Below are 24,539 nucleotides of genomic sequence, written 5' to 3'. Positions count from 1 at the left end.
AGAGGTGGTTGGTCGTCTGGCGGCATGGCCGCTTGGGCGGGTCGCCCGGACGCCTCCTTAACATCGCACGCACGCGATGGGCTTGCAAGCGCCGTGCTTTGCAGGCGAGGGTTCACAGGACTGGAAATCAGACGGCTAATCTAATCGAATGCTGGCGATTCATGACAGGGGCATTCATATGAACTTCTCGATCCGGTCCGTGGCTCAAGACACGGATAGCTGGTGGGACCTGCCTGCGGGCACCGCCAACACCATCGCTGACGTGCCGGGCGTGAGCGTTGGCCATGTAACCTGTCTGGAGGGCACGGCGCGGACAGGGGTCACAGCCGTCGTGCCCCACGATGCGGACCTCTTCCGCTATCCCGTTCCGGCCGGACTTGCCGTGCTGAATGGCTTTGGAAAGAGCGCGGGACTCCTGCAACTCGCTGAGCTTGGGCGTATCGAAACGCCGATCCTTCTGACCAACACATTCGGTGTCGCCGCCTGCACCACGGCGCTGATCCGCGGGGCGATTGAACAAAACCCGGACATCGGTCGCAGTCGCGCCACGGTCAACCCGCTTGTTCTGGAATGCAATGACGGACGCGTCAGTGACATTCAGGCTCTGGCTGTAACGGAAGCCATGGCCGTCGAGGCCATTTCTGCGGCCAGGCCAGAGTTTGCACAAGGCACTGTGGGGGCCGGTACAGGAATGCGGACGTTCGGCTTTGCAGGAGCCATCGGCAGCGCCTCGCGACGCGTGGCTCTGCCGTCCGGTAGGGAACACATCATCGGCGCGCTGGTCCTGTCCAATTTTGGGCGGCCTGGCGACTTACGCGTTCTGGGAAAGCGCATCGCTACGCCCGAAGCCGGGCGTCGTGACCCATCCGACAAAGGCTCGGTGATCGTTATCTACGCGACGGATGCACCGCTTGATTCGCGCCAGCTCTCGAGGCTTTCGCGGCGAGCAGGGGCCGCACTGGGGCGGCTTGGCAGTTACTGGGGCGATCAGAGCGGCGATATAGCCATTGCATTTTCCACCGCCAACCGTTTGTCCATCGACAGTGAGATCGATACGGTCGACCGCCTTGGCGAGGCTCGGCTTGAACCGTTTCTATGTGCCGCAGTCGAGGTGGCGGAGGAGGCGGTGCTGAATGGGCTGTGGCATGCAGATGCGCTCACCGGTTATGATGGCCTTCGGCTTCCTGTCCTGCGTGATCAACTTTCATCGCGCGTGACGTGATGCCCTTGCTCCACGCTTTCTGGAAGAGTAAGCCGAAAGGGGAGCCAGTGTCCGGCTTCCCGCCAGCCCTCGCACATCTCCTCTCCCTTCGGTGCGACAGCCAGCACAAAGAACAGCCAGCATAAAGAATCTGGTTACGGAGACCTTTGATGTGTGCCCGCCTTTTCCAATCCGTTTTCGCCATGTGTCTGCTGACATTGCCGGCCCTCGCGCAGGATGAACCAGATACGATCGCTCCGGAGATCGGAAGCAGGGTTTTGGAAAACTACGTCACGCCCGCGCTCGCGCGGTTCGACGAAACGAGCAGCTCGCTTGCGACCTCCCTGAGCGCGGCCTGTGAAAGCGGCTCTGCAGGTGACCTCGACGCAGCGCGATCAGGCTTTTCCGATACGCTGTCGGCTTTTGCACATGTCTCCGTGCTGCGGTTTGGGCCATTGGTGGCGGAAAACCGGTTCGAGCGCGTATTCTTTTGGCCGGACCCGCGCGGTGTAACACTACGGCAGGTGCAGGGATTGCTTGCCGCAGAGGAGCCGTTACCGAGCGATCTTGCTGATCAAAGCGTCGCCCTGCAGGGCCTGCCGGCACTCGATTACGTGCTCTTTGGAATAGGCGGAGACGCATTGGCTGACGACGCTCGGCGTTGCAACTATGCCGTGGCGATCGCCAACAACGTTGCAGAGATCGCCGCGCAGCTGGAAGCGGCTTGGGCCGAAGGAACATCGTTCCGCGTCTCTTTCATCTCGCCTGCGGCCGACCGAGATCCTTACCGTTCAAAGGCCGAAGTGGCCGGAGAAATCGTCAAGGCCGCCGGCACGGCTCTGGAATTCGCTCGCAATGCCGAGCTTCTCCCGGCTCTTGGCAAAACCGCGGAGAAAGCGCGCGGAAAGCGCGCGCCCTTTTGGCGCAGCGGCCAAACCTTCGCTTTCGCCGCCGCCCAAATCGACGGTGTTCAGAAACTCATCGAAGCCGCTGGCTTCGTCGACGGCCACTCTGATCTCGTCAATGGCTATGGCCGCGGCATGAATTTCGATCTGTCGCACGCTCGCGAGGCTTTGCTTGCGGTCGAAACGGCTCCGGAGATGGCGTTTTCGGCTAAGGAGGACCGAGGGCGAATCTCCTATGCGACGATTGCCATGGAGGGAGCGAAGCACACGCTCAATGGAGAGCTCTCGGGAGCACTCGGACTGGTGATGGGGTTCAATGCGCTCGATGGAGATTGATCGACGGACATTTCTCGCCCTGGCCGCCGCCGCAACAGCGTTCCGCCCCGACCGCGCAATGGCGGAGCAAGAGGCGCTGTTCCTTGGAGCCCGGCTCAACGCAGGCGGGTTCGAAGCTGCCGTGATCGATGCGACCGGGCGCGACCGTCTCGTTCTGCCGCTGCAGGCACGCGGCCACTCCTTCGCCATTGATGCGCCACGGCGGCGCGCTGTCGCCTTTGCGCGATCGCCGGGGCGTTTCGCCATCGCCTTTTCGATTGATGGCAAAGGGGAGCCGCTCGCCTTCGCACCACCGTCCGATAGGCATTTTTACGGTCACGGGACCTTCACTCCGGATGGGAAGTTGCTGCTTGCGACTGAAAATGACTTTGAAGGCGAGCGTGGGATCACTGGCCTTTACGATGCCACCGCCGGGTTCCGCCGCATCGGTGAGTTTGGGACCGGCGGCATCGGCCCGCACGAGGTGATCCTCTTGGGAGATGGGAAAACGCTCTGTGTCGCCAATGGGGGCATTCTCACCCATCCTGACTACGAGCGTGTGAAGCTCAATCTTGCGACCATGAAGCCGAGCCTTTCCTACATCGATCTCGAGACGGGGGAGATTACCGAGCAGGCCGAACTCGCGCCTGAGCTACACAAGCTCTCGCTCCGTCACATGACACTCGATCGCTTCGGCGCGGTCTGGTTCGGCGCCCAGTACCAGGGCGAAGACGATGCGCGACCGCCATTGGTGGGCCGCCATCGCCGAGGGGAGGCGATTGAGCTTTTCCCTGGCCCAGAGGCAACTTTGAAGGCGCTCGATAATTATATCGGCTCCGTGGCAACCGATTCGACCGGCGAGATCGTCGCCACCTCGTCGCCGCGCGGCGGATTGGCTGTTTTTTGGGATGCTCAAACAGGCCGCTGTCTCGGCGAGCGGACCCTCAAAGACGGATGCGGGATCGCTCCACTCGCTGATCATCGTCTTCTGGGCACCAGCGGACGGGGCGCGATCGTTCGCACGGGTCCGGACGCGCCACTTGAGACTGTTCGCGTCAACGATCCGGGTGCGCCTGCATGGGACAATCATCTCCGCCGCGTTTAAAGACACACCGTCAACGCGCATTTTGCGGCTTGCCGTCGGCAGGCCGTGTGCTTATCTTCGCGCTGTTCTCAGGGCGGGGTGAAACTCCCCACCGGCGGTAAGCGGCACTGGCCGTAAGCCCGCGAGCGCCTTTTCGCAAGACTGCGGGAAGGGTCAGCAGATCAGGTGAAACTCCTGAGCCGACGGTGACAGTCCGGATGGAAGAGAACGCGCGATCTCCGTGTGCCGGTATTCCGGCAACCGGTCATCGCCCGTGATCGCCTTGGGTGACGTGTCCGTTGCGAAAGGAGATCACGATGACACACACCCGCTATGCATTCATCAAGGCCAACTGGCACGCCGATATTGTCGATCGCGCGCTTGAAGGCTTTTGCGAACTCATTCCGGCCAGCCAGGTGGACGTGTTTGATGTGCCGGGAGCCTTCGAACTGCCGCTCGTCGCGCGCGATCTTGCGGCCTCCGGGCGCTATGCCGCCGTTGCTGCCGCGGCTCTCGTCGTGGATGGCGGGATCTACCGTCATGACTTCGTCGCGCAGGCTGTTGTCGACGGCCTGATGCGGGCCGGGCTCGACACGGGTGTGCCTGTTCTCTCGGTCTCGCTCACGCCCCATCACTTTCAACCCACCGACCACCATACCGCGATCTATCGCGAACATTTTGTCGAGAAGGGACGAGAGGCTGCCAAAGCCGCCCTCATGATTGGCAAGACGCGCGCTGCGCTGGCTGCGTGATAAACCTTGCGGGGTGAGGGGCACCGAACCAAAACGAAAAGTCAAAGGACGGATTGCCCCCACTTTCACCCTTTTCCCGCAGGACTGAGAAGTTGCCGGTCCATGGACTTCGGCGTTCTCAGAGCCGGTTGTGCGCCGCCTTCAGCGCTTCGGCGAAAGCTTCTTCGAACACGTCGATTTCATGATCCGGGCCGACGCTGACGCGTATGCAGCGGTCGAGCCCCGGTGTCGCCGGCTTGCGCACAAACACGTCGCGTTCAAGCAGTCCCTGCATCACAGCCTCTGCGACTGTCTTGCCGCCGCAGTCGATGGCAACGAAGTTGGTGGCTGATGGGATTGCCACCAGTCCATTCGCCGTGGCGATCGCGGCGATCCGGTTCCTGCATGCGTTGATGCGATCAAGCGTTTCGTGCAGATAAGCCTTGTCCTTCAGTGCGGCGAGGCTCGCCGCCTGAGTGATGCCCGGCATGCCGAAATGATTGCGGATCTTATCGAATGCCCGGATGGTCTCAGGCTCTCCGATCGCGTAGCCACAGCGCATGCCGGCCAGCGCGTAGGCCTTGGAGAAGGTGCGCATGCGCAGGACATTGGGCCGGTCGGGCTCGAAACGGGGCAGAGCATCTGCCGGTGCCGTTTCTCCATAGGCTTCGTCGAGGATCAGCATGCTGGTTTCGGGCAACGATTCGATGAATTGCTGAATATCGTCCGCGCTCCACCATGTGCCCATCGGATTGTCGGGGTTGGAGAGATAAACCAGTGGCGCTTTTTCAGTGATCGCGGCATCGCGCAGACCCTCGAGGTTTTCGTAATCACCTGCGTAGGGAACGGTTACCAGCCGCCCACCGAAGCCGGCCACATGATAATTGAAGGTCGGGTAGCCGCCGAGCGATGTGACGACCGGTGTCCCTGGCTCGATGAAGAGGCGAGCCACAAGGCCCAGGAGCCCATCAATGCCTTCTCCCACGACGATATTCTCCGGCTTGACGCCATGCTCTTTGGCCAGGGCAGCGCGCAGATCGGCGCTCTCCGGGTCTCCATATTTCCAGACATGGTGTGCCGCGCTCCCGATGGCTTCCAGAACGCGGGGAGAGGGGCCGAAACCGTTCTCGTTTGCACCGAGCCGGGCGCGAAAAGGGCGGCCGGCGGCACGCTCCTGGGTTTCCGGCCCCACAAAGGGCACGGTGGAGGGGAGGGAGTGGGCAAGTGGGGTAAGCGGTGGGCGTTGTGTCATAGGCCGTATCTGGTCTGCGCTTTCTCTGATTGAACGCGGCGACCCTACATCAAGCCCGGCAAGTGTGAAATCGCCTTTGCAGCGGTGAGCGAAAACAGCGCGCACAAAAACGGGGCCCGGCTGATGCCAGGCCCCGCTTCAAGCTGTACGGCTCTTCTGATTAGAAGTCGCGCTGGAAGCGCAGGAAGCCGTGCCACTGGTCGGCATCGCCAACAGGCGTGTCGAACTGGGTGTAGTTGACTGCGAGCTTGGCGTTGAAGTTCTCAACGATCTCGTAGTCGATGGTCGTGCCGAGGTTCCATGCATCGATGTCACCACCGAGAGCAACGGACATCGGGTCATGACCGACGTTGCTGTAGTAGGCACCGCCGATAGAAGCGGTCAGCTTCGGAGTGGCCTTGAAGCCAACAACGCCAGCGAGCGACCATTCAGCACCCGGGTTGAGCGGCAGCGACACGATGCCGTCAAACGGATTGACCGAGTAGAAGCTGATGCCGCTTTCGTACTGAGCAAGAGCCTGGATGAAGAAGCGGTCGGTGAGGTTCGCCTTGACGATACCCTTGATCGCGAATTCTTCAGCCGTTGCATCGTAAGCGGCATAGAGGTCTGCGGAGCCCCAGCCCTGAGCGATGCCGACCTTGCCGACGACGTTCGGCGTCCAGTCGTAGTTGTCATCAGCTTCTTCGAGCATGACGGCGAAGGTGACGCCATTGCCTGCTGCGAAGTTGTAGCCGATGAAGTGAACGCGCGAGTACGGGAAGAAACCGCGGTCCTGCTCGCCATGGAGACCCGTATCCCAGATCGAGTCGGACATACCCATGGAGAGGCCGCCGAGCGAGATCACTGCCTGCTGCAGGTTCACACCCGAGCTGGTCACGCCCTGCGAATATGCGCCACCATCATTGATGCCGGCGAGCTCGAACGGGAAGCTGTCGCTCTCATAAGCAACGGTCGAGCCGCTCGGGCTGGTGCTGCCGGAGGTGCCGCGCAGCTTGATCCATGCGCCAAGCGTGCCGTACTCGGTCTCGGAACGAGCGTCGATGTTCAGCTCACCACGAGCATACTTGTCCCAGCCCTCGGTGTCACCGAAGTCACCATCGGAATAACCGATCTGGTAACGGACCATACCGCTGATGCGGAGGCAGGTCTCGGTGCCGGGGATGTAGAAGAAGCCTGCGCCGTAGACGTCGCAAACGCGGACATATTCCATCGGCTCCGGCTCGGGGACGACGATCGGGTCGGCCGCCTTGGCGCCGGTCGCAGCAGCTGCGAGAGCTGCGGAGCCAATCAGAAGGCTCTTGAGTTTCATGTTCTGACCTCCAGTCAAAGTTCTAAATGCGGGTCTGGGTATTTTGCTGAAGGACAGCGTTCCCTGCCCCATCCCCAAGAAAAGAAAAGTTCGCGCTTTCGCGCCCCCTTTCCGAGCCTGACATTACTCATGGGGACGCCAGGTTCAACCGCGATTACGCGGGCAGCACCCCTTGCGGTCGTCTATCCGGAATGGCTGTTGCACAAATGACACGATCTGAGCCGCCGGGTAAGTCTTTCTTAACATTTGGGAGCCGGATAAGGGCATAACCAACACGTTGTGAGCGCCACTTTTACCGTAGCTTTGCGGCGAATCGAGCTTTTTCAGGTGGGAATCATCGCCTGAACGCATGGCTCGCCTCCAGGGTGATTCCCACCGAGCTATCGGCTTCTTTGGCGCCTGCGCCTGGCGCGGCACATTTTCCTTATAATAAAGCATCGAATTTCGAATGCCGTATTGATTGTGCCGTCGCTTTTCTTTATCCAGCGTCTCGCCGGAGAGGTGGCCGAGTGGTCGAAGGCGCTCCCCTGCTAAGGGAGTAGACCCCAAAAGGGTCTCGTGGGTTCGAATCCCATCCTCTCCGCCATTCATTTCCTTCAGAGTTTTGCAGAACCGAATGGCGGCGACCCGGCCCCGCGCGCTGTACGCACTATATTATCCATACTTTTCAATGTTTTAGTCGAATTTCGGCGGCAATTCAGAGGTTCACTTCGCTGATTTTTCATGATTCTGACTGGAGGTCAGAACATGAAACTCAAGAGCCTTCTGATTGGCTCCGCAGCTCTCGCAGCTGCTGCGACCGGCGCCAAGGCGGCCGACCCGATCGTCGTCCCCGAGCCGGAGCCGATGGAATATGTCCGCGTTTGCGACGTCTACGGCGCAGGCTTCTTCTACATCCCCGGCACCGAGACCTGCCTCCGCATCAGCGGTATGGTCCGTTACCAGATCAACTGGGATGAGAACGACGACGGCTGGAAGAAGTTTGCACGCGCAGAAGTGAACTTCGACGCTCGTTCGGAGACCGAGTACGGCACGCTTGGCGCATTCATCAAGCTTCGTGGCGACAGCAACCATACCGGCTATGCTCCGGATTCCGACTTCCCTTGGGAAACCGAAGCTGGTCCGCTTCCGGCTGCCGGTGTAAACGACGGTGACGCTCTGTCGCTCGGCGTTGGCTCCAGCATTGGTCTGCAGCAGGCAATCATTTCGCTCGGCGGCCTCTCCATGGGTCTGTCTGACACGCTCTATGATGCGGGTCTGTCCGGCGAGTTCGATAGCGGTGGTGGTGATCGCGTTCACTTCATCAGCTACACCTTCGCAGCAGGCAATGGCGTAACCGCCACGCTCGCTCTCGAAGAAGCTGACACGAACTACGACTACACCCCGAACGTCGTCGGTAAGGTCGGTATCGCTCAGGGCTGGGGCTCTGCTGACTTGTGGGCAGCTTACGATGCCACCGCAGAAGAGTTCGCTCTTAAGGCTATCGTGAAGGCCAACCTGACCGACCGCCTGTGGGCAGAAGCAATTGCCACCTACGAAAGCGGCATCAACTTCTACTCGACCGATCCGTTCAACGTGACTGGATCGGGCATTCCGTCCACGATCCGTTTCGGCTCGGAGTGGTCGATCGGTGGTTTGATCGGTTACAAGTTCACGCCGAAGCTGAAAGCGTCTATCGGCGCTCAGTACTATGACAATGTCGGTAACGACTTCGTCTCGGCGTTTGCTGGTGGCGACGTGAACTTCCTCAGCGCAGGTCTCACGGTTGACTACGAGATCGTTGAGAACTTCAACACCAAGCTCGCTGTCAACTACGGCAAGCTCGACACGCCGGTTGGCAACGAAGACAACTGGAGCGGCTTCATCCGCTTCCAGCGTGACTTCTAAGAAGTCCGGCTAAGACTACGAAACCCGGCAGAGCAATCTGCCGGGTTTTGGCTTTGGAGGGCTCGTTGGTAGCGGGCGCGTCAAGCGCGAATGCTTCGGGTGACAGGGTTTAACGAGACCTTCAGCCAGGCTCTTTCGAGAGCGAGTTTTTCTTTTTTTTGAACACTCCATGGAAGGAGAAACCATTACCCGCCGTCAGGGGCTCATTAGGGCGGGGCCATAAGTAAGTGTAAAAAAATGCTTTTTTTTCTGGACTGGCCTAAGTTGCGAGTGCTAGTCCCCTTCGTTGGGGACAATAATAGCTTGGGGAACTCGAGAATTTCTATCTCGGAGGGGTGGTTCACAACTCAGAATTTTACCGAACACGCATTTGACAAAAACGCCCAGGACGTGACCTGACATGGGGGCGGTCAACAGTCCTGACAGCGAGTGGGGCCTTTCCAGGTCTCGCTACTCCGTCACGTTCGGTAACGAGCATTTACGTCTCGTTTCTGAGTATAGTTTAAAAGAACTCTTCGCAAAGTATGGAGACATACTTTGGGAACCTGGCACGCATAAATATAATGTCACCTTCTTCATCGGAGAGCTGGACGAGCTCTTGTTGGGGAAACGATTCAGCGCGTTCGAGCAAAGCCTGCTCGATGAACTGATCGGAAAATTGCGCGCCCGCGGAAACAGCAACGCGACCATCAACAGAAAGATGGCCGCGCTTAGCAAGCTTCTGCGGAAAGCGCATAAGATGGGTGACATTCATAGCCTGCCGGAATTTCGGCGTCAGAAGGAGCGCTCTGGGCGTATCCGTTTCCTCTCCTGCAATGAAGAAGAGATGCTTTTTGCCGCGATTCGCAGGCGCAGCGAGGACGCCTGGCGGCTCTCGGTGTTTCTGGTCGACACCGGCTGTCGTCTTGGGGAAGCCATTGGTCTGACCTGGAACGACGTCAGCGAGGGGCGGGCGAGCTTTTGGATCACCAAATCCGCGCGTGCGCGCTCCGTTCCATTGACCAAACGTGCGCAGCAAGTGACAGACATCCCCAAAGATGGTCACAAGGGACCTTTCGCAATGCTGCGGCAGGCGCAATACCGCGTTATCTGGAATGAGGCTAAGGCGGAGGTGGGGCTGTCTCAGGATACCCAGGTAGTGCCGCATGTGTTGCGCCATACCTGCGCGTCACGTCTCGTACAAGGTGGCATTGATCTGCGCCGTGTCCAGATGTGGCTCGGCCACCAGACCCTGACGATGACCATGCGTTATGCCCACCTGGCGACTGGTGATCTGGACCCCTGTGTCGGGGTTCTGGAGCGTTGTGCGAAATCCGGGACCACGAAGCGGGCTTAGTCCTGATTCAGGAGTCTGCGACGTTCATCAAGAAAAGACGAAGGCAGAAGAATGCCTTCGTCTCCTCTCAGTTTAGCGCGACCTCTCCGCACGTTTGATAAAGGCTGAGATTTCCTTCGGCAGATTCCCGGTTTCCAGAAGCGGCGCATGGCCTTGTCCGGGCACCACGATTTGCTGCATTGCCGGGTGCCGGGAGGCCATTTCCCCGAGAGTGCGGCTCGACAGGAGGCGGGAGTTTTCTCCGCGAATTGTCAGGAGTGGTATGGCTGTCAGCCCGTCGAAAAGTGGCCAGAGTGTTGGCAAGGGCTTGTCCAGATCGATGGCCTTTAGCGGCTTCAACAGATTGGGATCGAAGTCGGCGCGCAATCGCCCCTCTTCTTCCTTGTAAAGCGCAGCGGTGAAGCGCTCCCAGTCGCTGTCGTTTAACGCCGGAAAAGCCTCACCGTGCACGGATTTCTGGATTTCGATCGCTTCCGCCAGTGTGGCAGGGGCGGGAGCACGCTGAAGATAAGCGCGGATCTGGGCAAGTCCGTCTCCTTCCACGACGGGCCCGATATCATTGAGAATTGCCGCTTTGATGAGAGTGGGGCGCGTGCCTGCCAGAGCCATGGTGATGAGCCCGCCACGCGAGGTGCCCACGAATGCCGCGTGCTCCACCCCCAGTGCCACAAGCCCTGAAACGATATCGGTGGCCTCCACCGCCACGTCATAGCGCCGCCAATCCTTGTCGTAATCGGAAAGGCCACGCCCGCGATAGTCGAAGGCAATAACTTTGCGCGCCGCGCCTCCTTCAGCAGAAAGTTTTTCTGCGAGTGCGTGAAAATCCCGGGCATTGCGTGTCAGGCCGGGCAGGCACACCACGGGCAGACCCGAATTGCCTTCGCCATAGACCCGCGCATGCAGCTTCAGGCCATCCTGTGCTGAATAAAACACATCGCGAAAACCGTTGTCAGCCACGATATCCCCCTTCGCCGGCCAGCACTGCCACTCTCAACCTGTGTGTACATATCGTATTGGGGCAGATCGACCGAATTTATCTTCAATAGGCGTGGATCGAGGATGCGAGATGACCTGCGCTGCCGCAATCAACGGGCGGGCACACGTGGTTGGGGTTGATGCGCCTTATCCCCCGGCTGAGAGGTCGGTGAGGACGTCGAACCGACCGGTAAGCCGCATTTTATAGACCTGCAGGTTCTCCATCACCCTTTGAACATAGTTCCGCGTCTCCGAGTAGGGGATGCGTTCGATCCAGTCGACCACGTCCTCCACCGGCATTCCACGAGGGTCCCCATAGCGCTCCATCCACTCACTCGCCCGGCTTGGGCCAGCATTGTAGCCCGCAAAGGTTAGGATATACGAACCGTTGAACCGTAAGAGCTGCTCTTCCAGATACGCAGCACCCAAAGTGGCATTGTAGCTTGGATCCGTGGTCAGGCGCGCACGAGAATAGGGGAGGCCGCTTTTGCGGGCCATCTCCCGAGCTGTAGCAGGCATGAGTTGAAGCAAGCCGCGCGCACCGGCCGGTGAAACAGCAGCGGCATTGAACTCGGTTTCCTGCCGGGCAATTGCATAAGCGAGCGCCTGACGGGCGGAGGGGATGGCAGCGGTTTGCGGGATTGCACCCACGGGATGCGCCAGTGCACCGATCTCAAGTCCCCTGCCGCCCGCGATCTTTCCGACCCGCAGTGCTGTGGTGTAGTCGCCACGTGCCTCGGCCATCCGGGCAAGCAAGGTCAGTTCTCCCGGGTTTTCAAGAGTTTCCGCGAGTTTCCGATAGAGGCTGCCCGCGCGCCACACATGGTTTGTCTGCTCTAGGCTTTTGATCGCCCGCACCATCTCTCGGGCGGAAAAATGGCGACGATCCTCATCCGTCGGTTCCGGCGCCTCAGCGGCGAGCGTGGTTCGGCCAAGTCTGGCTGTCGCAAGCTGCCCATAAAACGTGGCGCCGAAGCGCGCCGCTTCTTCGTAATGGTCCGTGGCATCACCGGGCGCTCCCTCGTCCACTGCTCGCCCCAGCCAATAATTGGCGCGCGCATTCGAGATCGGCCCCTCCGCGATAGCAGCGATCTTCGCAAAATGAGATGCAGCCTTCGCTGGATCTTTCAGCGCTCGCAAAGCATACCAACCCGCATGAAATTCCGCATCGGCGGCACGGGAAGGGCTCTCGGCAGAATGGGCAGCGGCAAGCTTGTAGGCCGTCTCGGCATCTCCGATATCCAGAAGTTCACGTGAGAGCACGCGCCTTTCCACCCACCATTCGTCCGGATCGATCAGGCTTTCGGCGTCCCGTGGCGCTGTCAGCATCAGCTTTGCAGCTTCATCGAACTGTCCGGCGCGACGCAGAAAGCGTGCTTTGGCAAAAATGTATCCAGCACTGCGCTCCGTCTCTGGTACGGCGTCGAGCAGGGCTTGAGCATTCCGATCGCCGCGAATAACCGCAGCCCATGCCTTGGCCAGCGCTTTGCCCCCGGCCAGCGGGGCAACGCGCTCGGCCGAGCGCACCCGCGCCTCATACAACATTCGCTCCATGCGGACCCTATGATCCGTTTCGGAAAGCAGGTCGGCAAAAGTGCTCAGAAAAGCTGTCTCGCTCGTGGCATCAAGCTTTGCCTCGCGCCAGAACCCGGCAACCAGCGCCCGTGCCTTCTCCTTGTTCCCCAGAGACAGATAGGACTGGCCAAGCGCGACGGTGCCTTCGAAAGTTAAAGGAACCGCGTCGCCGAGCAGGCTCACCACGACCTGCGGTCGTTGATTTTCGCGGTACAATGCACGCTCCGCATGCTCACGCAGTGTGAGCATGCCGGGCCAGTCCCTCAACTCCTTGGCGGTCGCAGCGATCTCAGCGCTCGAAAACGTTTCGCTCGCCGAAAGCGCAAGTGACCAGGTCAGAATCCGTCGTTCGAGACTCTTCTCCTTCATGTGATCGCGCAGCCTGCGAGCGGTTGCAGGATCGCCGGCAGAAAGCGCATCGAGCCCCGCACTCAACGCGCGTTGATTGGCGGATTGTACGTCAGGAGCACTCATTACGTTGGGCCGGATGGCCGCTGCGTTTGTCAATGCATCGATAGCGGCAGCTGGCGTATTCACGGCATCTGGACGTGCGAACGGGATCGGGCCCATATCCGGAAGGGATTGAGCCTCGGCAAGGGGAGGAGCCGAGAGAAGAAGGAGCGAAACAAACGCTACCCTTATCGTCATACGCAAACGTCCTGAATATCGCAGCTGACAGGCCTCAAAATTGGTTGAGACCTGCTTTGTCTCTACAAGATGGCGCAGAACCCGCGGATGCTGGCGTAACACACCATCTTTGCAGGATTCTTGCGGGCAAGAGATGGCAAGACTATGGTGCGCCACCTGATCTTCGGTTAGAAGCATCCGGCACCGGCTTTGGCTGGCAGCGCACCATCAATTTCATTCAGGAGTTCGACATTATGTTCAGGGGGTCTCTCACAGCGCTTGTGACGCCATTCGCCAAGGATGGCAGCCTGGACAAAAAAGCGTTTCGCGAACTCGTTGAATGGCAGATTGCAGAGGGCAGCAACGGGCTGGTGCCTGTTGGAACGACCGGCGAATCCCCGACACTCACGCATGAGGAACACCGCGAGGTTGTCCGGATTTGCGTCGAGGCCGCTCAGGGGCGCGTTCCGGTCATCGCCGGTGCAGGCTCCAATTCGACCCGTGAGGCAATCGCGCTGGCAAAGTTTGCCGAAGAGGTGAAGGCCGACGCGGCACTGGTGGTCACACCCTATTACAACAAGCCGACGCAGGCAGGGCTTTATGAGCATTTTGCGGCTGTCGCCCGTGCCACGAGTTTGCCCATTATCATCTACAATATCCCCCCGCGTTCCGTCATCGACATGACACCGGAGACAATGGGGCGTCTGGCGAAGGACTTCTCCAACATTGTCGGCGTGAAGGATGCGACGGCGAAGGTGGATCGGGTCTCCGAGCAGCGCATGACCTGCGGCAAGGATTTCATCCAGCTTTCCGGCGAGGACGCGTCTGCCCTGGGCTTCAATGCGCATGGCGGGGTGGGCTGCATCTCGGTGACAGCCAATGTCGCACCGCGCCTGTGTGCCGAGTTCCAGGCGGCCACGCTCGCCAATGACAAGGAAAAGGCGCTTGAGTTGCAGGATCGGCTGATGCCGCTCCACAAGGCGATTTTCATCGAGCCCGGGCTTTGCGGTGCAAAATATGCATTGTCTCGGCTTGGCCGGGTCGAAAACACCGTGCGCTCGCCGCTTGTGCCGATCGAGGCCTCGACGGCAGAGCGCATCGACGCCGCCATGCAGCATGCAGGGCTTTTGAACTAACGCATTTTGCCGCCGGGCAAGGCACCTGGCGACGCACAAATGCGGTGAAACGAACGGGCGGCTTTCTGGCGTCCAAGGGAAAGCGGAAGCGTTGCGGCGCTTCCGACGCATTTGGAACTGATGGCAAAAGACAAGAATCCCAACGTCAAGACGATTGCCGAAAACCGTAAGGCGCGCTTCTCCTACGAGGTGCTCGACACACTGGAGGCCGGCATCGTCCTGACAGGAACCGAAGTGAAATCGCTGCGCGACGGGCACTCCAACATTCAGGAGGCCTATGCTTCCATCGAGGATGGCGAGTGCTGGCTGATCAACTCCTATATTCAGGAGTATTCCGCCGGAAACCGCTTCAACCACGAGCCCCGCCGCAGGCGCAAGCTGCTTGTGTCGAAGCGCGAGCTGTCGCGCCTGGCCCAGTCGATCGAACGCGAAGGCATGACGCTCGTGCCGCTTAGGCTCTATTTCAATCAGCGTGGCCTGGCGAAACTTCAGATCGCCGTGGCGCGCGGCAAGAAGCTGCACGACAAACGCGAGACGGCCAAGAAACGCGACTGGAACCGGGAAAAAGCAAGGCTCCTCAAGCAGCACGGCTGAAGAGGCGCAGGGCGCCGCGCATCTATCGGACTCTATTTGTCCAGAAACGCGCGTATATCACGGAAAACACTGACGAACATCTCTTCGGTCAGACGGCCGGTGTTCGTGTTGTAGCGTGAGCAGTGATAGCTCGAAAAAATCGAAAGTCCGGCAAGCTCCTGATGCCCGCCATGTGTGAAGGGATGGGCGGCAACGCGCCCGCCGAGCGCCCGCACGGTTGACTGATGGGCGATCACGCCAAGCGTGAGCACCGCTCTGAGATTCTTGAAGCGCTTCAGCGTCGGCGCAAAGAAGTGCTGGCGGCAGGTGTTGATTTCCGACCCGACCGGCTTGTTCTCGGGTGGAACGCAGCGCACGGCATTGATGATGGCCGTATCAACGAGCGACAGGCTGTCATCCGGCCGGGCTTCGTAGTTGCCCTTGGCGAAGCCGAACGTCTTCAGCGTACCGTAAAGAAGGTCGCCGGCGTAGTCGCCGGTGAAAGGGCGACCCGTCTTGTTGGCGCCGCGAAGCCCGGGCGCCAGTCCGACGATGAGAAACGTGACGGCATCATCGCCCCCTTCGGGCAGGAAGATGGGAACGGGCGCGTTGTGCCACCCGGGTTCGCGGGCGCGCCAGTCGGCAATGAACTGGTGAAGGCGCGGGCAAAGCGGACAGTCGCGCGGCGGCTCGGTTTCACGCGCCGAAACAGGTGTCATAGATCGTCGAAGGTCTCGTCTGCGTCGTCTTCGGGTTCCACCTTGCGTGAAGGCCGTTCGCTTGTCGCACGGCCGACTTCGTCGCGCAATGACGAGAGATCGATGAAATTGTCCGCCTGCCGGCGCAGATCGTCGGCGATCATGGGTGGCTGGGACTGGATTGTCGATACGACGCTCACTTTGCGGCCCTTGCGCTGCAGGGCCTCCACCAGCGTGCGGAAATCGCCATCGCCGGAGAAGATCACATAGTGGTCGACCACGTCGCTGAGCTCCAGCGCGTCGATCGCGAGCTCTATGTCCATATTGCCCTTGATCTTGCGGCGCCCGGCTGAGTCGGTGAATTCCTTGGCTGGCTTGGTGACGACCTTGTAACCGTTATAGTCGAGCCAGTCGATTAACGGGCGAATGGAGGAATATTCCTGATCTTCCACAAGAGCCGTGTAATAGTAGGCCCGCAGAAGATACCCGCGCTCCTGAAAACTGCTCAGGAGCTTTCGATAGTCGATGTCAAATCCTAAAGCTCTCGACGTGGCGTAGAGGTTGGCGCCATCAATGAAGAGAGCAATTTTTTCCCGCGGATCAAACATCGACAATTTCCTGTTTCAAATAAACGTTCAGCGCTCAAATGAATGGCTTTGGGAGCGAAGCTGCCCGAGAAAGCCATCTCTTATGAGGAAATAGCGCTGGAATATGATTGTTCCAACGAATATATAAATTCGTTATAAATACAAGCGTGCGAGAGAGATGCTGCACGGTCACGCTCACGCCGCATTTCCGTGTTGATCGGAAAGTGAGTGTTGCGCGCTGGCCTTGAATTTTGGGGTGCGGCAGGCTATTGACGCGCTGGATTTCCTTGCAGATTTACGCATGAAAGGGGCACTGAATGGCCCGTGTGACCGTTGAAGATTGTATCGACAAAGTCGATAACCGCTTTGAACTCGTGCTTCTGGCTGGGCATCGGGCCCGTCAGATCTCGCAGGGCGAGGCGATCACCGTCGACCGCGACAATGACAAGAACCCTGTTGTTGCGCTGCGCGAGATCGCCGAAGAAACCCTCTCGCCTGGCGATCTCAAAGAAGATCTGATCCACTCCCTTCAGAAGCATGTCGAGGTGGACGAACCTGAGGCCGATCTTCCCGAGATCAGTGAACCGGCGGCAGCTTCTGTCGAAGGTGGTGCCGATCAGCCGGAGGAAGAGATCTCCTTCGACCGCATGAGCGAGGAAGATCTGCTTGCCGGTATCGAAGGCCTCGTTCCGCCGGAAAAAAGCGACGATTTCTGATCGATACGGATGTTCGGCGCGGCATTCTCTTCCTTGCCGAAACATTCCTGCCTATCTTAAACATGCGCCGTGAATTTCGCGGCGCATGTTTTGCTTTGCGTAGATAACAACAACAAAAACGAGGAAGCCGCCCATGATGCGTCAATACGAGCTTGTCGAGCGTGTCCAGCGCTACAAGCCGGACGTCAATGAGGCGCTGCTCAACAAAGCCTATGTCTACGCGATGCAGAAGCACGGCCACCAGCGCCGCGCCTCCGGCGACCCGTATTTCTCCCACCCCCTCGAGGTGGCAGCCATCCTTACCGACATGCATCTGGACGAGGCGACCATCGCTGTCGCCCTGTTGCACGACACCATTGAGGACACCAGTGCCACACGCGCAGAGATCGACGAGTTGTTCGGTCCCGATATCGGTAAGTTGGTCGAAGGGCTGACCAAGCTGAAGCGCCTCGACCTTGTGTCCAAGAAGGCGCATCAGGCGGAAAACCTGCGCAAACTTCTGCTCGCCATCTCGGAAGATGTCCGCGTCCTTCTGGTCAAGCTCGCTGACCGCCTGCACAACATGCGCACGCTCGATCATGTGCCTGAGCACAAGCGCCTGCGTATCGCTGAGGAGACAATGGACATCTATGCGCCGCTTGCCGGGCGCATGGGCATGCAGGATATGCGCGAAGAACTTGAGGAACTGGCCTTCCGGCATATCAACCCGGAGGCTTTCCGCGCGGTGACCGAGCGGCTTGCCGAGTTTTTCGAGCGCAATCGCGGTGTCATCAAGGCGATCGAAGAAGCATTGTCGCACCTCTTCGCAGAGCACCATATCGAATCGACTGTGAAAAGCCGCCAGAAGAAGCCCTGGTCGGTTTTCAGGAAGATGGAGACCAAGGCGCTTTCCTTCGAGCAACTATCCGATATTTTCGGTTTCCGCGTGCTCGTGAACGATGTGGAGGACTGCTATCGCGCGCTGGGTGTCATCCACTCCACCTGGTCGATGGTGCCAGGGCGTTTCAAGGATTACATTTCGACACCCAAACAGAACGATTATCGCTCGATCCACACCACCATTGTCGGGCCGTCCCGCCAGCGCGTCGAATTGCAGATTCGCACCTATGAGATGCATCGCATTGCCGAATACGGTGTGGCTGCTCATTCGATTTACAAGGACTTCGGTGGCAAGGTGAACGGTGCGGACCACCGCATCTCGCGTGATACCAATGCGTATGCGTGGCTGAGGCGCACCATTGAGGCACTTTCCGAAGGTGACACGCCCGAAGATTTTCTTGAGAACACCAAGCTCGAACTGTTTCAGGATCAGGTGTTCTGCTTCACGCCCAAGGGGCGGCTCATAGCCCTTCCGCGTGGCGCAACGCCCATTGACTTTGCCTATGCGGTTCACACCGAAGTAGGCGACACCTGCGTCGGAGCAAAGGTCAATGGCCGCATCATGCCGCTCATGACCGAGTTGAAGAACGGCGATGAGGTGGAGATTATCCGGTCCAAGGCGCAGGTGCCGCCGGCGGCGTGGGAATCGGTCGTGGTGACGGGCAAGGCGCGTGCCGCCATCCGCCGGGCGACCAGAAACGCGATCCGCAAGCAGTATTCCGGGCTTGGCGCGCGCATCCTGGAACGCGCTTTTGAACGCGCTGGGAAGGCCTTCTCCAGAGATGCCCTCAAACCGGTGCTTCATCGCCTCGGCCGTCAGGATGTGGAAGATGTCCTGGCGGCGGTCGGGCGCGGCGAACTCTCCTCGCAGGATGTGGTGCGCGCCGTGTTCCCCGATTACAAGGATGAACGCGTGACTCAGGCTCCCAAGGAGCGCGAAGAGGGCTGGTTCAATCTGCGCAACGCGGCTGGCATGCTGTTTCAGATCCCCGGTCGCTCCTCACGCAAAGCCAAGCGCACCAAAGCCGGCGGAGTCCCGGTAGAAAAGGGAGCGGGCGGAGCCCTGCCTATTCGCGGCGTTTCAGGAGATCTCCCGGTCAGTTTTGCCCCGGAAGGTGCAGTTCCGGGAGATCGTATTGTCGGCATTCTTCATCCCGGTTCGGGCATCACCATTTATCCCATACAGTCACCTGCGTTGACCGCGTTCGATGACCAGCCCGAACGTTGGATCGATGTGCGCTGGGATATTGACGAGCACATGAAGGAGCGTTTTCCGGTCCGCATGTCCGTGACAGCGATCAACGAGCCGGGGTCTCTGGCTGAGATTGCGCAGGTGATCGCATCGAATGACGCCAACATTCATACATTGGCCATGGAGCGAACGGCTCCTGACTTTACCGAAATGCTGTTCGACCTGGAGGTGTGGGATTTGAAACACCTGACACGTCTCGTCTCACAGCTGAAGGAGATCAGTTGCGTAAGCGACGCCCATCGGGTGAATGGCTAGAAAACCCTCAGACGGAAGTTCTATCTGCTTCGCGACTTGGTCTGATCGGAGTGCTGTTTCATCCGAAATGAGTAGCCAGCAACCATCCGGAGTGAATTGACCGGCTTGCGGCGCGGCGCAAACATCCTGAATGCGCAGCGTTCGGAAACAATTGTCTTTACCGAAATTGAGAGGGGGACTGACCGCTCTCATTCTGCTTGCCCTGGTACTGTTTCCTTTTGGCGGCGTGCATCTGCATGGGGCACCGTCGGCCGTTGCTGGTGGGCTCTCTGCCGAACACGCACTTTCTCACACATTGGATCACGCCCATGAACGTGACGGGGCACATAGCCACCAGCACGACACCAGCGATGGCGAGGATGCGCTGAACGAGGTGGCGGGCGCGGAGTGCTGCATGGTCCATTGCATGCCGCTGGCCAGCCTGAAATACGAACCTTTCCCGGAGTCGCGGTTTGTCGCATGTTTTGCTGCGGAATCCATGATTGCCCTGTGCTCCAGCCTGTCTGAAAAGCCCCGTAAACCACCCCGCTCAACTCTCTCCTGAACACGCTCGACTATGCGCGCCGGCACGCCGGTGCCCGATGCTTCCTGCACAAGCGTGGCGCTGGCCGCGTGGCGAGTGCCCGAAACTCATGTTCAAGAGAGGTTGACATGAAAGCCCTACTGCATTTCGACAGCGGCAGGATCAAGCGCTTTGCCCAACCGGTTCACTCGACCCTGTCAAAGCTTCACCTGGTCGCCCGCCGGGCCGAACTGACCGGCGCTTATCCGGATCGGAAAAGCGCGGTGGAGGCAGCGCCCCGCTGGGCGCTGACCGACTATGATCATGAAGAAGTTGTTCCCGTGGCGCTGGACAAGATGAGCCGGATCATTGACTGGGATTATCCCGTCCTTTTCTGGCTTGAGCGCGAGCTGCGAGCGCGGGAAGGGCATCCCATTCGGCTGCTTGATGCCGGAGGGCATGTTGGAACAAAATATCGCGCTTTCCGCGATCTGATCGATCTTTCGAGCGTTGAGTGGCAGGTCTATGAACTGCCCTCGATGGTGAGGGCCGGCCGGGATATGGCGCGCGCCGAAGGCCTCGGGCCTCAACTTTCGTTCTGCGACGCCTTCTCCGAAATCAGGGAAGCCGAGATATTATTGTGTTCCGGGTTGCTGCAGTATCTCGATATCCCATTTGCGGATTTCGTGAGCAAGTTGCCTGTGCAGCCACAGGTGATTCTCCTCAACAAGGTGGCGCTGCGGGATGGCCCGTCGATCTATACGCTTCAGCGTGGGGGCCCGACCTTCTTGCCCTACCACATCCGCAACAAGCAGCAGTTTCTTGCGGGCCTGGATGCACTTGGCTATCGCATCATCGATAGCTGGCGCATACAATATCTGGCTCACAGGGTAGCGAGCCACCCGGAGCTGGGCTGGAGCGAGAGCCGGGGGTACATGCTGCTGCGTAAAGATCTGGTACGCAGCTTACACAAACCGGCCGAACGCGCGGTGGCAAAAGCCGGGTAAACCTTCACGCCCCAATTCCGCCGTTTCGCTTGACTAGTTCTTTCGTGTTTCCTGCTGTTTTGGCAGGAAACACGATTATTAACCCGTTTCCCTTGCCCCGTCCGACCGAGCTTGCCTATATCGACCAAAGACACCTCCAAGGGAACCCGTCGTTAATAGAACGGGCTCTAGGATTTGGTGTGGTGGAGGAGCTTTGTTGCTGTTGGGGGTACTGCGTAGCCGCGATGTTGTTTCGACGTAGAAAACCGGCGGATCTTTGGGAGAGGGCGCGGACCATGGTTTGGCCGCGTCGCTCTTTCTGGCGTTCCGCGCAATATTTCGTCAAACGCGCTCTGCGATTGACGGCAACACCGCATGCCATCGCCGCAGGCATTGCTGCCGGTGTGTTCGCGTCGTTCACTCCGTTTATGGGCTTTCACTTCTTCATCGCCGCAGGGCTCGCCTGGTGCATCGGGGGAAATCTCGTGGCATCAGCCATCGGAACGGCGGTGGGCAATCCTCTGACTTTCCCTTTTATCTGGGGAGCGACGCTGGAAACGGGCCGTCTCATCTTGTACGGCAGAGAGCTGTCGCATGGGGCTCCAATACATCTGGGCAAGATGCTGCGACATCTCGAGTTTTCACAGCTCTGGGAACCGCTGATCAAGCCAATGTCCGTTGGCGCGTTGCCTCTGGGCATTTCCTTCGCCTTGGTGTTCTATTTCGTGACACGCTGGGCGACATTCACCTTCCGAGAGCAGCGCCGTAAGCGCCTCGCCGAGCGGGCGCGCCGCAAGGCTGGTCGGCAAGCCTTCGATGCGAGGACAGCGACGAGTTCATGATTATCGGTATTGGAAGCGATCTGATCGACATTCGGCGGATCGCCAAAACACTTGACCGCTATGGAGACCGTTTTACTCAGCGTGTTTTTACGGAGGTCGAACGGGCCAAGTCGGACAGGCGCCGTGAGCGTGCAGCTTCCTATGCGAAGCGTTTCGCAGCCAAGGAGGCATGCTCAAAGGCGCTTGGCACCGGCATAGCGCGTGGCGTTTTCTGGCGCGAAATGGGGGTGGTGAACCTCCCTGGCGGGAAGCCGACAATGGAATTGTCCGGGAAAGCCAGAGCGCGGCTTGAAGGCATGACGCCTTCGGGCATGAAAGCGCTGGTTCATTTGACCATCACTGACGACTACCCGCTGGCTCAGGCATTTGTAATCATCGAAGCGGTTCCCGACAACGGGAACTGATGCCGAAAACTGCGTAAGGGCTGTGCTGTCGCATTGCCGCCGCCTTTCTGGCGCGATAAGACCGTCCCGAAACACTCGAACCGAGGACATGATGAGCGTGGCTGACAAGACGAAGAAGAAATCGGGCGGCGTGGGTGAAACCGTCAATGTGATCGTTCAGGCGCTGATCCTCGCGCTGGTCATCCGCACCTTCCTTTTTCAGCCATTCTCTATCCCGTCAGGATCTATGCGTCCGACGCTGCTTGAGGGCGATTACCTGTTCGTCACCAAGTGGGCCTACGGATATTCGCGCCATTCCCTTCCGTTCTCGCCGCCGCTCTTTTCCGGTCGCATCTGGGGCTCGGAGCCGGAACGCGGAGATGTCGTCGTCTTCAAGTTCCCGCCCAATCCGTCCATTGACTACATCAAGCGAGTGGTAGGTCTGCCGGGCGATAAGATCCAGATGCGCGAAGGTGTTCTCTACATCAATGACAAGGCCGTGGAGCGCGAGAAGATTGGTGAAATCAATGATCCGGACATTACCGAGATGGATCGTCCAGTCGACGTTTATCGGGAAACGCTTCCCAATGGCGTATCCTATGAAACGTTGGATTTGACCGCGAACGGGATCGGCGACAACACGCGCGAGTTCATCGTGCCTGAAGGCCATTACTTCATGATGGGCGACAACCGCGACAACTCCGCCGACAGCAGGTTCTCGGTCGGTTTTGTGCCTGCCGAAAACCTTGTCGGACGCGCGAACATCATCTTCTTCTCCATCGCGGGTGGCGCAAGCCCCCTTGAAATCTGGCGTTGGCCGGCAGAAGTGCGTCCATCGCGCATTCTCGACTGGGTCGACTAGGGTTGCGAAAACCATGACTGCCAAGCGCCCGCGTGGTCCTGAGCTTGTCAAAGCGGTAGCCGAGTGCACCGGATTTGATTTCAAGAACGCTGCCCTGGTCGAAGAAGCGATGACCCATGCCAGCGCTCGCAGTCGCTCGGGTGTCGACTACCAGCGACTGGAGTTTCTCGGCGATCGGGTTTTGGGTCTTGCCGTTGCGGAACTGCTATACGAAAGCTTCCCCACAGCACCCGAAGGTGAGCTTTCGGTGCGGCTGAATGCGCTTGTAAACGCGGAGACATTGGCCGAGGTTGCGGATGATCTGAAGATTAGTCCTCTCATTCGAATGGGCAGTGATCTGCGCAGCGCCGCTACCCGCAAACAAATCAACCTGCGTGCGGACGTGATGGAAGCGTTGATTGCGGTGGTTTATCTTGAGGGTGGCATTGCGGCGGCCCGAGGCTTCGTGCGCGATCACTGGAAGGCCCGTGCTCAGGCGGAAGGGGCTGATCGGCGTGATCCCAAGACAGCCCTGCAGGAATGGGCTCATCAGGTTGCCGCGGTTACGCCAGCCTATACGGTGGAGGACCGGCAGGGGCCAGACCATGACCCGGTCTTCTCTGTATCCGTCAGGGTCAAGGGATATGAGCCCGCGCATGGCAGGGGCCGTTCCAAACGCGAGGCCGAACAAGCCGCCGCCATCGGCATGCTGGAACGTGAAGGTGTGTGGCAGAGCAATGAGAGTGCGTGATGAGTGAAGACGTTTCCACAGCCGATGCACCGAATGAGACCCGGTCCGGGTTTGTGGCACTGATCGGCGCGCCCAATGCGGGCAAGTCGACACTGCTCAATCAACTGGTGGGCGCCAAAGTGTCGATTGTCACGCACAAGGTGCAGACGACACGCGCCATCGTACGCGGCATCGCCACCCACGAGAACGCGCAGATTGTGTTCATCGATACGCCCGGCATCTTCAACCCTCGCCGCACACTCGACCGTGCGATGGTGACGACCGCCTGGGGGGGCGCCAAGGATGCAGATATCGTGGCCTTGCTTATCGATGCCGAGCGCGGGATCAAGGGCGACGCCGCCGCGATTCTTGAGAAGCTAAAGGATGTGGCCCAGCCGAAGATCCTGATTTTGAACAAGATCGATCGGGTAAAACGCGAAACCCTTTTGGAACTCGCCGCCCGGGCCAACGAAGCGGTGGATTTCGAGCGCACCTTCATGATCTCCGCGCTGCAAGGATCAGGTTGTGACGATCTTCTCGCCTATCTCTCCGAAACGCTTCCAGTTGGCCCGTGGTACTATCCCGAGGACCAGCTATCCGATCTGCCCATGCGTCAGCTCGCAGCGGAAATCACACGCGAGAAGCTCTTCCTGCGTCTGCACCAAGAATTGCCTTATGCGATCCACGTCGAAACCGAGAAGTGGGAAGAGCGCAAGGATGGTTCCGTGCGCATCGATCAGGTGGTTTATGTGGAGCGTGACAGCCAGAAGAAAATCGTGCTCGGCCACAAGGGATCGGCCATACGTGCCGTGGGGCAGGCGGCCCGCGAGGAACTGGCAGGCATTCTCGAGCAGAAGGTTCATCTCTTTCTGTTCGTAAAAGTGCGGGAAGGTTGGGGCAGCGATCCTGAGCGCTTCCGCGAAATGGGACTTGAATTCCCCGGTTGAGGGAAGGATTGCAAC

Annotated in this window: 23 protein-coding genes, 1 tRNA gene and 1 riboswitch; of the genes, 18 read left to right on the top strand and 6 right to left on the bottom strand. The window is 59.2% G+C overall.

Going from position 1 to position 24,539, the window contains the following annotated elements; translation table 11 throughout:
- Positions 1 to 178: 178 nt before the first annotated feature.
- From H7H48_RS03570 to H7H48_RS03555, 4 genes are all read left to right on the top strand, one after another.
- Complete coding sequence (locus H7H48_RS03570) at positions 179 to 1,222, top strand: P1 family peptidase (protein ID WP_229447420.1); 1,044 nt, start codon at positions 179 to 181, stop codon at positions 1,220 to 1,222.
- 149 nt (positions 1,223 to 1,371) lie between these two features.
- On the top strand, positions 1,372 to 2,442 hold the full coding sequence (locus H7H48_RS03565; protein ID WP_229447419.1) for an imelysin family protein: 1,071 nt from the start codon (positions 1,372 to 1,374) through the stop codon (positions 2,440 to 2,442).
- Positions 2,423 to 3,526 carry a DUF1513 domain-containing protein gene (locus tag H7H48_RS03560; RefSeq protein WP_229447418.1) on the top strand — a complete coding sequence of 368 codons (1,104 nt, stop codon included), beginning with the start codon at positions 2,423 to 2,425 and terminating at the stop codon, positions 3,524 to 3,526. Before H7H48_RS03565 ends, H7H48_RS03560 begins: the two co-directional genes overlap by 20 nt.
- Positions 3,527 to 3,586: 60 nt before the next feature.
- A riboswitch (FMN riboswitch) is annotated at positions 3,587 to 3,739 on the top strand.
- A gap of 83 nt (positions 3,740 to 3,822) precedes the next feature.
- Positions 3,823 to 4,257, top strand: coding sequence for a 6,7-dimethyl-8-ribityllumazine synthase (locus tag H7H48_RS03555; RefSeq protein WP_229447417.1), 435 nt, complete (start codon positions 3,823 to 3,825; stop codon positions 4,255 to 4,257).
- A gap of 118 nt (positions 4,258 to 4,375) precedes the next feature.
- Here H7H48_RS03555 and H7H48_RS03550 read toward each other — a convergent pair whose 3' ends face one another.
- On the bottom strand, positions 4,376 to 5,488 hold the full coding sequence (locus H7H48_RS03550; RefSeq protein WP_229447416.1) for a pyridoxal phosphate-dependent aminotransferase: 1,113 nt from the start codon (positions 5,486 to 5,488) through the stop codon (positions 4,376 to 4,378).
- Positions 5,489 to 5,648: 160 nt separating this feature from the next.
- Positions 5,649 to 6,797, bottom strand: coding sequence for a porin (locus H7H48_RS03545; RefSeq protein ID WP_229447415.1), 1,149 nt, complete (start codon positions 6,795 to 6,797; stop codon positions 5,649 to 5,651).
- A gap of 495 nt (positions 6,798 to 7,292) precedes the next feature.
- On the opposite strand from H7H48_RS03545, the gene H7H48_RS03540 reads away from it, so the two are divergent.
- From H7H48_RS03540 to H7H48_RS03530, 3 genes are all read left to right on the top strand, one after another.
- A tRNA-Ser gene (locus tag H7H48_RS03540) sits at positions 7,293 to 7,383 on the top strand.
- 161 nt (positions 7,384 to 7,544) lie between these two features.
- The gene (locus tag H7H48_RS03535) at positions 7,545 to 8,684 is read left to right on the top strand and encodes a porin (protein WP_229447414.1); all 1,140 of its coding nucleotides are present in this window, start codon (positions 7,545 to 7,547) and stop codon (positions 8,682 to 8,684) included.
- Between the two features lie 400 nt (positions 8,685 to 9,084).
- Positions 9,085 to 10,020 carry a site-specific integrase gene (locus H7H48_RS03530; protein WP_229447413.1) on the top strand — a complete coding sequence of 312 codons (936 nt, stop codon included), beginning with the start codon at positions 9,085 to 9,087 and terminating at the stop codon, positions 10,018 to 10,020.
- Positions 10,021 to 10,092: 72 nt separating this feature from the next.
- Here the strand turns inward: H7H48_RS03530 and H7H48_RS03525 are convergent, their stop codons facing one another.
- Together H7H48_RS03525 and H7H48_RS03520 are read right to left on the bottom strand one after the other, a co-directional pair.
- The gene (locus tag H7H48_RS03525) at positions 10,093 to 10,980 is read right to left on the bottom strand and encodes an alpha/beta fold hydrolase (protein ID WP_370633324.1); all 888 of its coding nucleotides are present in this window, start codon (positions 10,978 to 10,980) and stop codon (positions 10,093 to 10,095) included.
- Positions 10,981 to 11,142: 162 nt separating this feature from the next.
- Positions 11,143 to 13,218: a lytic transglycosylase domain-containing protein gene (locus H7H48_RS03520; RefSeq protein WP_229447411.1), complete on the bottom strand. Its 2,076-nt coding sequence runs from the start codon at positions 13,216 to 13,218 to the stop codon at positions 11,143 to 11,145.
- A 233-nt stretch (positions 13,219 to 13,451) separates the two neighbouring features.
- Here H7H48_RS03520 and dapA point away from each other — a divergent pair, with 233 nt between their 5' ends.
- Complete coding sequence (dapA, locus tag H7H48_RS03515; RefSeq protein WP_229447410.1) at positions 13,452 to 14,333, top strand: 4-hydroxy-tetrahydrodipicolinate synthase; 882 nt, start codon at positions 13,452 to 13,454, stop codon at positions 14,331 to 14,333.
- 120 nt (positions 14,334 to 14,453) lie between these two features.
- A complete protein-coding gene (gene smpB, locus H7H48_RS03510; protein WP_229447409.1) occupies positions 14,454 to 14,927 on the top strand; it encodes an SsrA-binding protein SmpB in 474 nt (157 codons plus the stop codon).
- Between the two features lie 32 nt (positions 14,928 to 14,959).
- Here the strand turns inward: smpB and H7H48_RS03505 are convergent, their stop codons facing one another.
- Positions 14,960 to 15,625 (bottom strand): uracil-DNA glycosylase, encoded by a 666-nt coding sequence (locus tag H7H48_RS03505; protein ID WP_229447408.1) that lies wholly within the window; start codon positions 15,623 to 15,625, stop codon positions 14,960 to 14,962.
- Complete coding sequence (locus tag H7H48_RS03500; RefSeq protein WP_229447407.1) at positions 15,622 to 16,212, bottom strand: NYN domain-containing protein; 591 nt, start codon at positions 16,210 to 16,212, stop codon at positions 15,622 to 15,624. The genes H7H48_RS03505 and H7H48_RS03500 overlap by 4 nt, the downstream gene beginning before the upstream one ends.
- Before the next feature lie 296 nt (positions 16,213 to 16,508).
- Between H7H48_RS03500 and rpoZ the strand changes: the two genes are divergently transcribed.
- The 9 genes from rpoZ to era all read left to right on the top strand — a co-directional run bounded on the left by rpoZ (position 16,509) and on the right by era (position 24,524).
- Positions 16,509 to 16,907: a DNA-directed RNA polymerase subunit omega gene (gene rpoZ / locus H7H48_RS03495; protein ID WP_229447406.1), complete on the top strand. Its 399-nt coding sequence runs from the start codon at positions 16,509 to 16,511 to the stop codon at positions 16,905 to 16,907.
- Positions 16,908 to 17,040: 133 nt separating this feature from the next.
- Positions 17,041 to 19,293: a bifunctional (p)ppGpp synthetase/guanosine-3',5'-bis(diphosphate) 3'-pyrophosphohydrolase gene (locus tag H7H48_RS03490; protein ID WP_229447405.1), complete on the top strand. Its 2,253-nt coding sequence runs from the start codon at positions 17,041 to 17,043 to the stop codon at positions 19,291 to 19,293.
- 130 nt (positions 19,294 to 19,423) lie between these two features.
- Entirely contained in the window at positions 19,424 to 19,837 is a 414-nt protein-coding gene (locus H7H48_RS03485; protein ID WP_229447404.1) for a hypothetical protein, read from the top strand.
- Positions 19,838 to 19,944: 107 nt separating this feature from the next.
- On the top strand, positions 19,945 to 20,802 hold the full coding sequence (locus H7H48_RS03480) for a methyltransferase, TIGR04325 family (RefSeq protein ID WP_229447403.1): 858 nt from the start codon (positions 19,945 to 19,947) through the stop codon (positions 20,800 to 20,802).
- Between the two features lie 224 nt (positions 20,803 to 21,026).
- Positions 21,027 to 21,623, top strand: coding sequence for a DUF2062 domain-containing protein (locus H7H48_RS03475; RefSeq protein ID WP_370633323.1), 597 nt, complete (start codon positions 21,027 to 21,029; stop codon positions 21,621 to 21,623).
- Positions 21,620 to 22,027, top strand: a complete 408-nt coding sequence (gene acpS, locus H7H48_RS03470; protein ID WP_229447401.1) for a holo-ACP synthase — start codon at positions 21,620 to 21,622, stop codon at positions 22,025 to 22,027. Before H7H48_RS03475 ends, acpS begins: the two co-directional genes overlap by 4 nt.
- Before the next feature lie 91 nt (positions 22,028 to 22,118).
- Positions 22,119 to 22,868 carry a signal peptidase I gene (gene lepB, locus H7H48_RS03465; protein ID WP_229447400.1) on the top strand — a complete coding sequence of 250 codons (750 nt, stop codon included), beginning with the start codon at positions 22,119 to 22,121 and terminating at the stop codon, positions 22,866 to 22,868.
- Between the two features lie 13 nt (positions 22,869 to 22,881).
- The gene (gene rnc / locus H7H48_RS03460; RefSeq protein WP_229447399.1) at positions 22,882 to 23,598 is read left to right on the top strand and encodes a ribonuclease III; all 717 of its coding nucleotides are present in this window, start codon (positions 22,882 to 22,884) and stop codon (positions 23,596 to 23,598) included.
- Positions 23,598 to 24,524 carry a GTPase Era gene (gene era / locus H7H48_RS03455; protein ID WP_229447398.1) on the top strand — a complete coding sequence of 309 codons (927 nt, stop codon included), beginning with the start codon at positions 23,598 to 23,600 and terminating at the stop codon, positions 24,522 to 24,524. The genes rnc and era overlap by 1 nt, the downstream gene beginning before the upstream one ends.
- Positions 24,525 to 24,539: the final 15 nt, after the last annotated feature.

Origin of the sequence: Nitratireductor sp. B36 (assembly GCF_020833685.1) — a bacterium.
In the GTDB taxonomy this organism is placed as follows: domain Bacteria; phylum Pseudomonadota; class Alphaproteobacteria; order Rhizobiales; family Rhizobiaceae; genus Nitratireductor.
The sequence above is the reverse complement of the archived record's forward strand: the minus strand, read 5'-3'. Positions and strand labels throughout refer to the sequence as shown.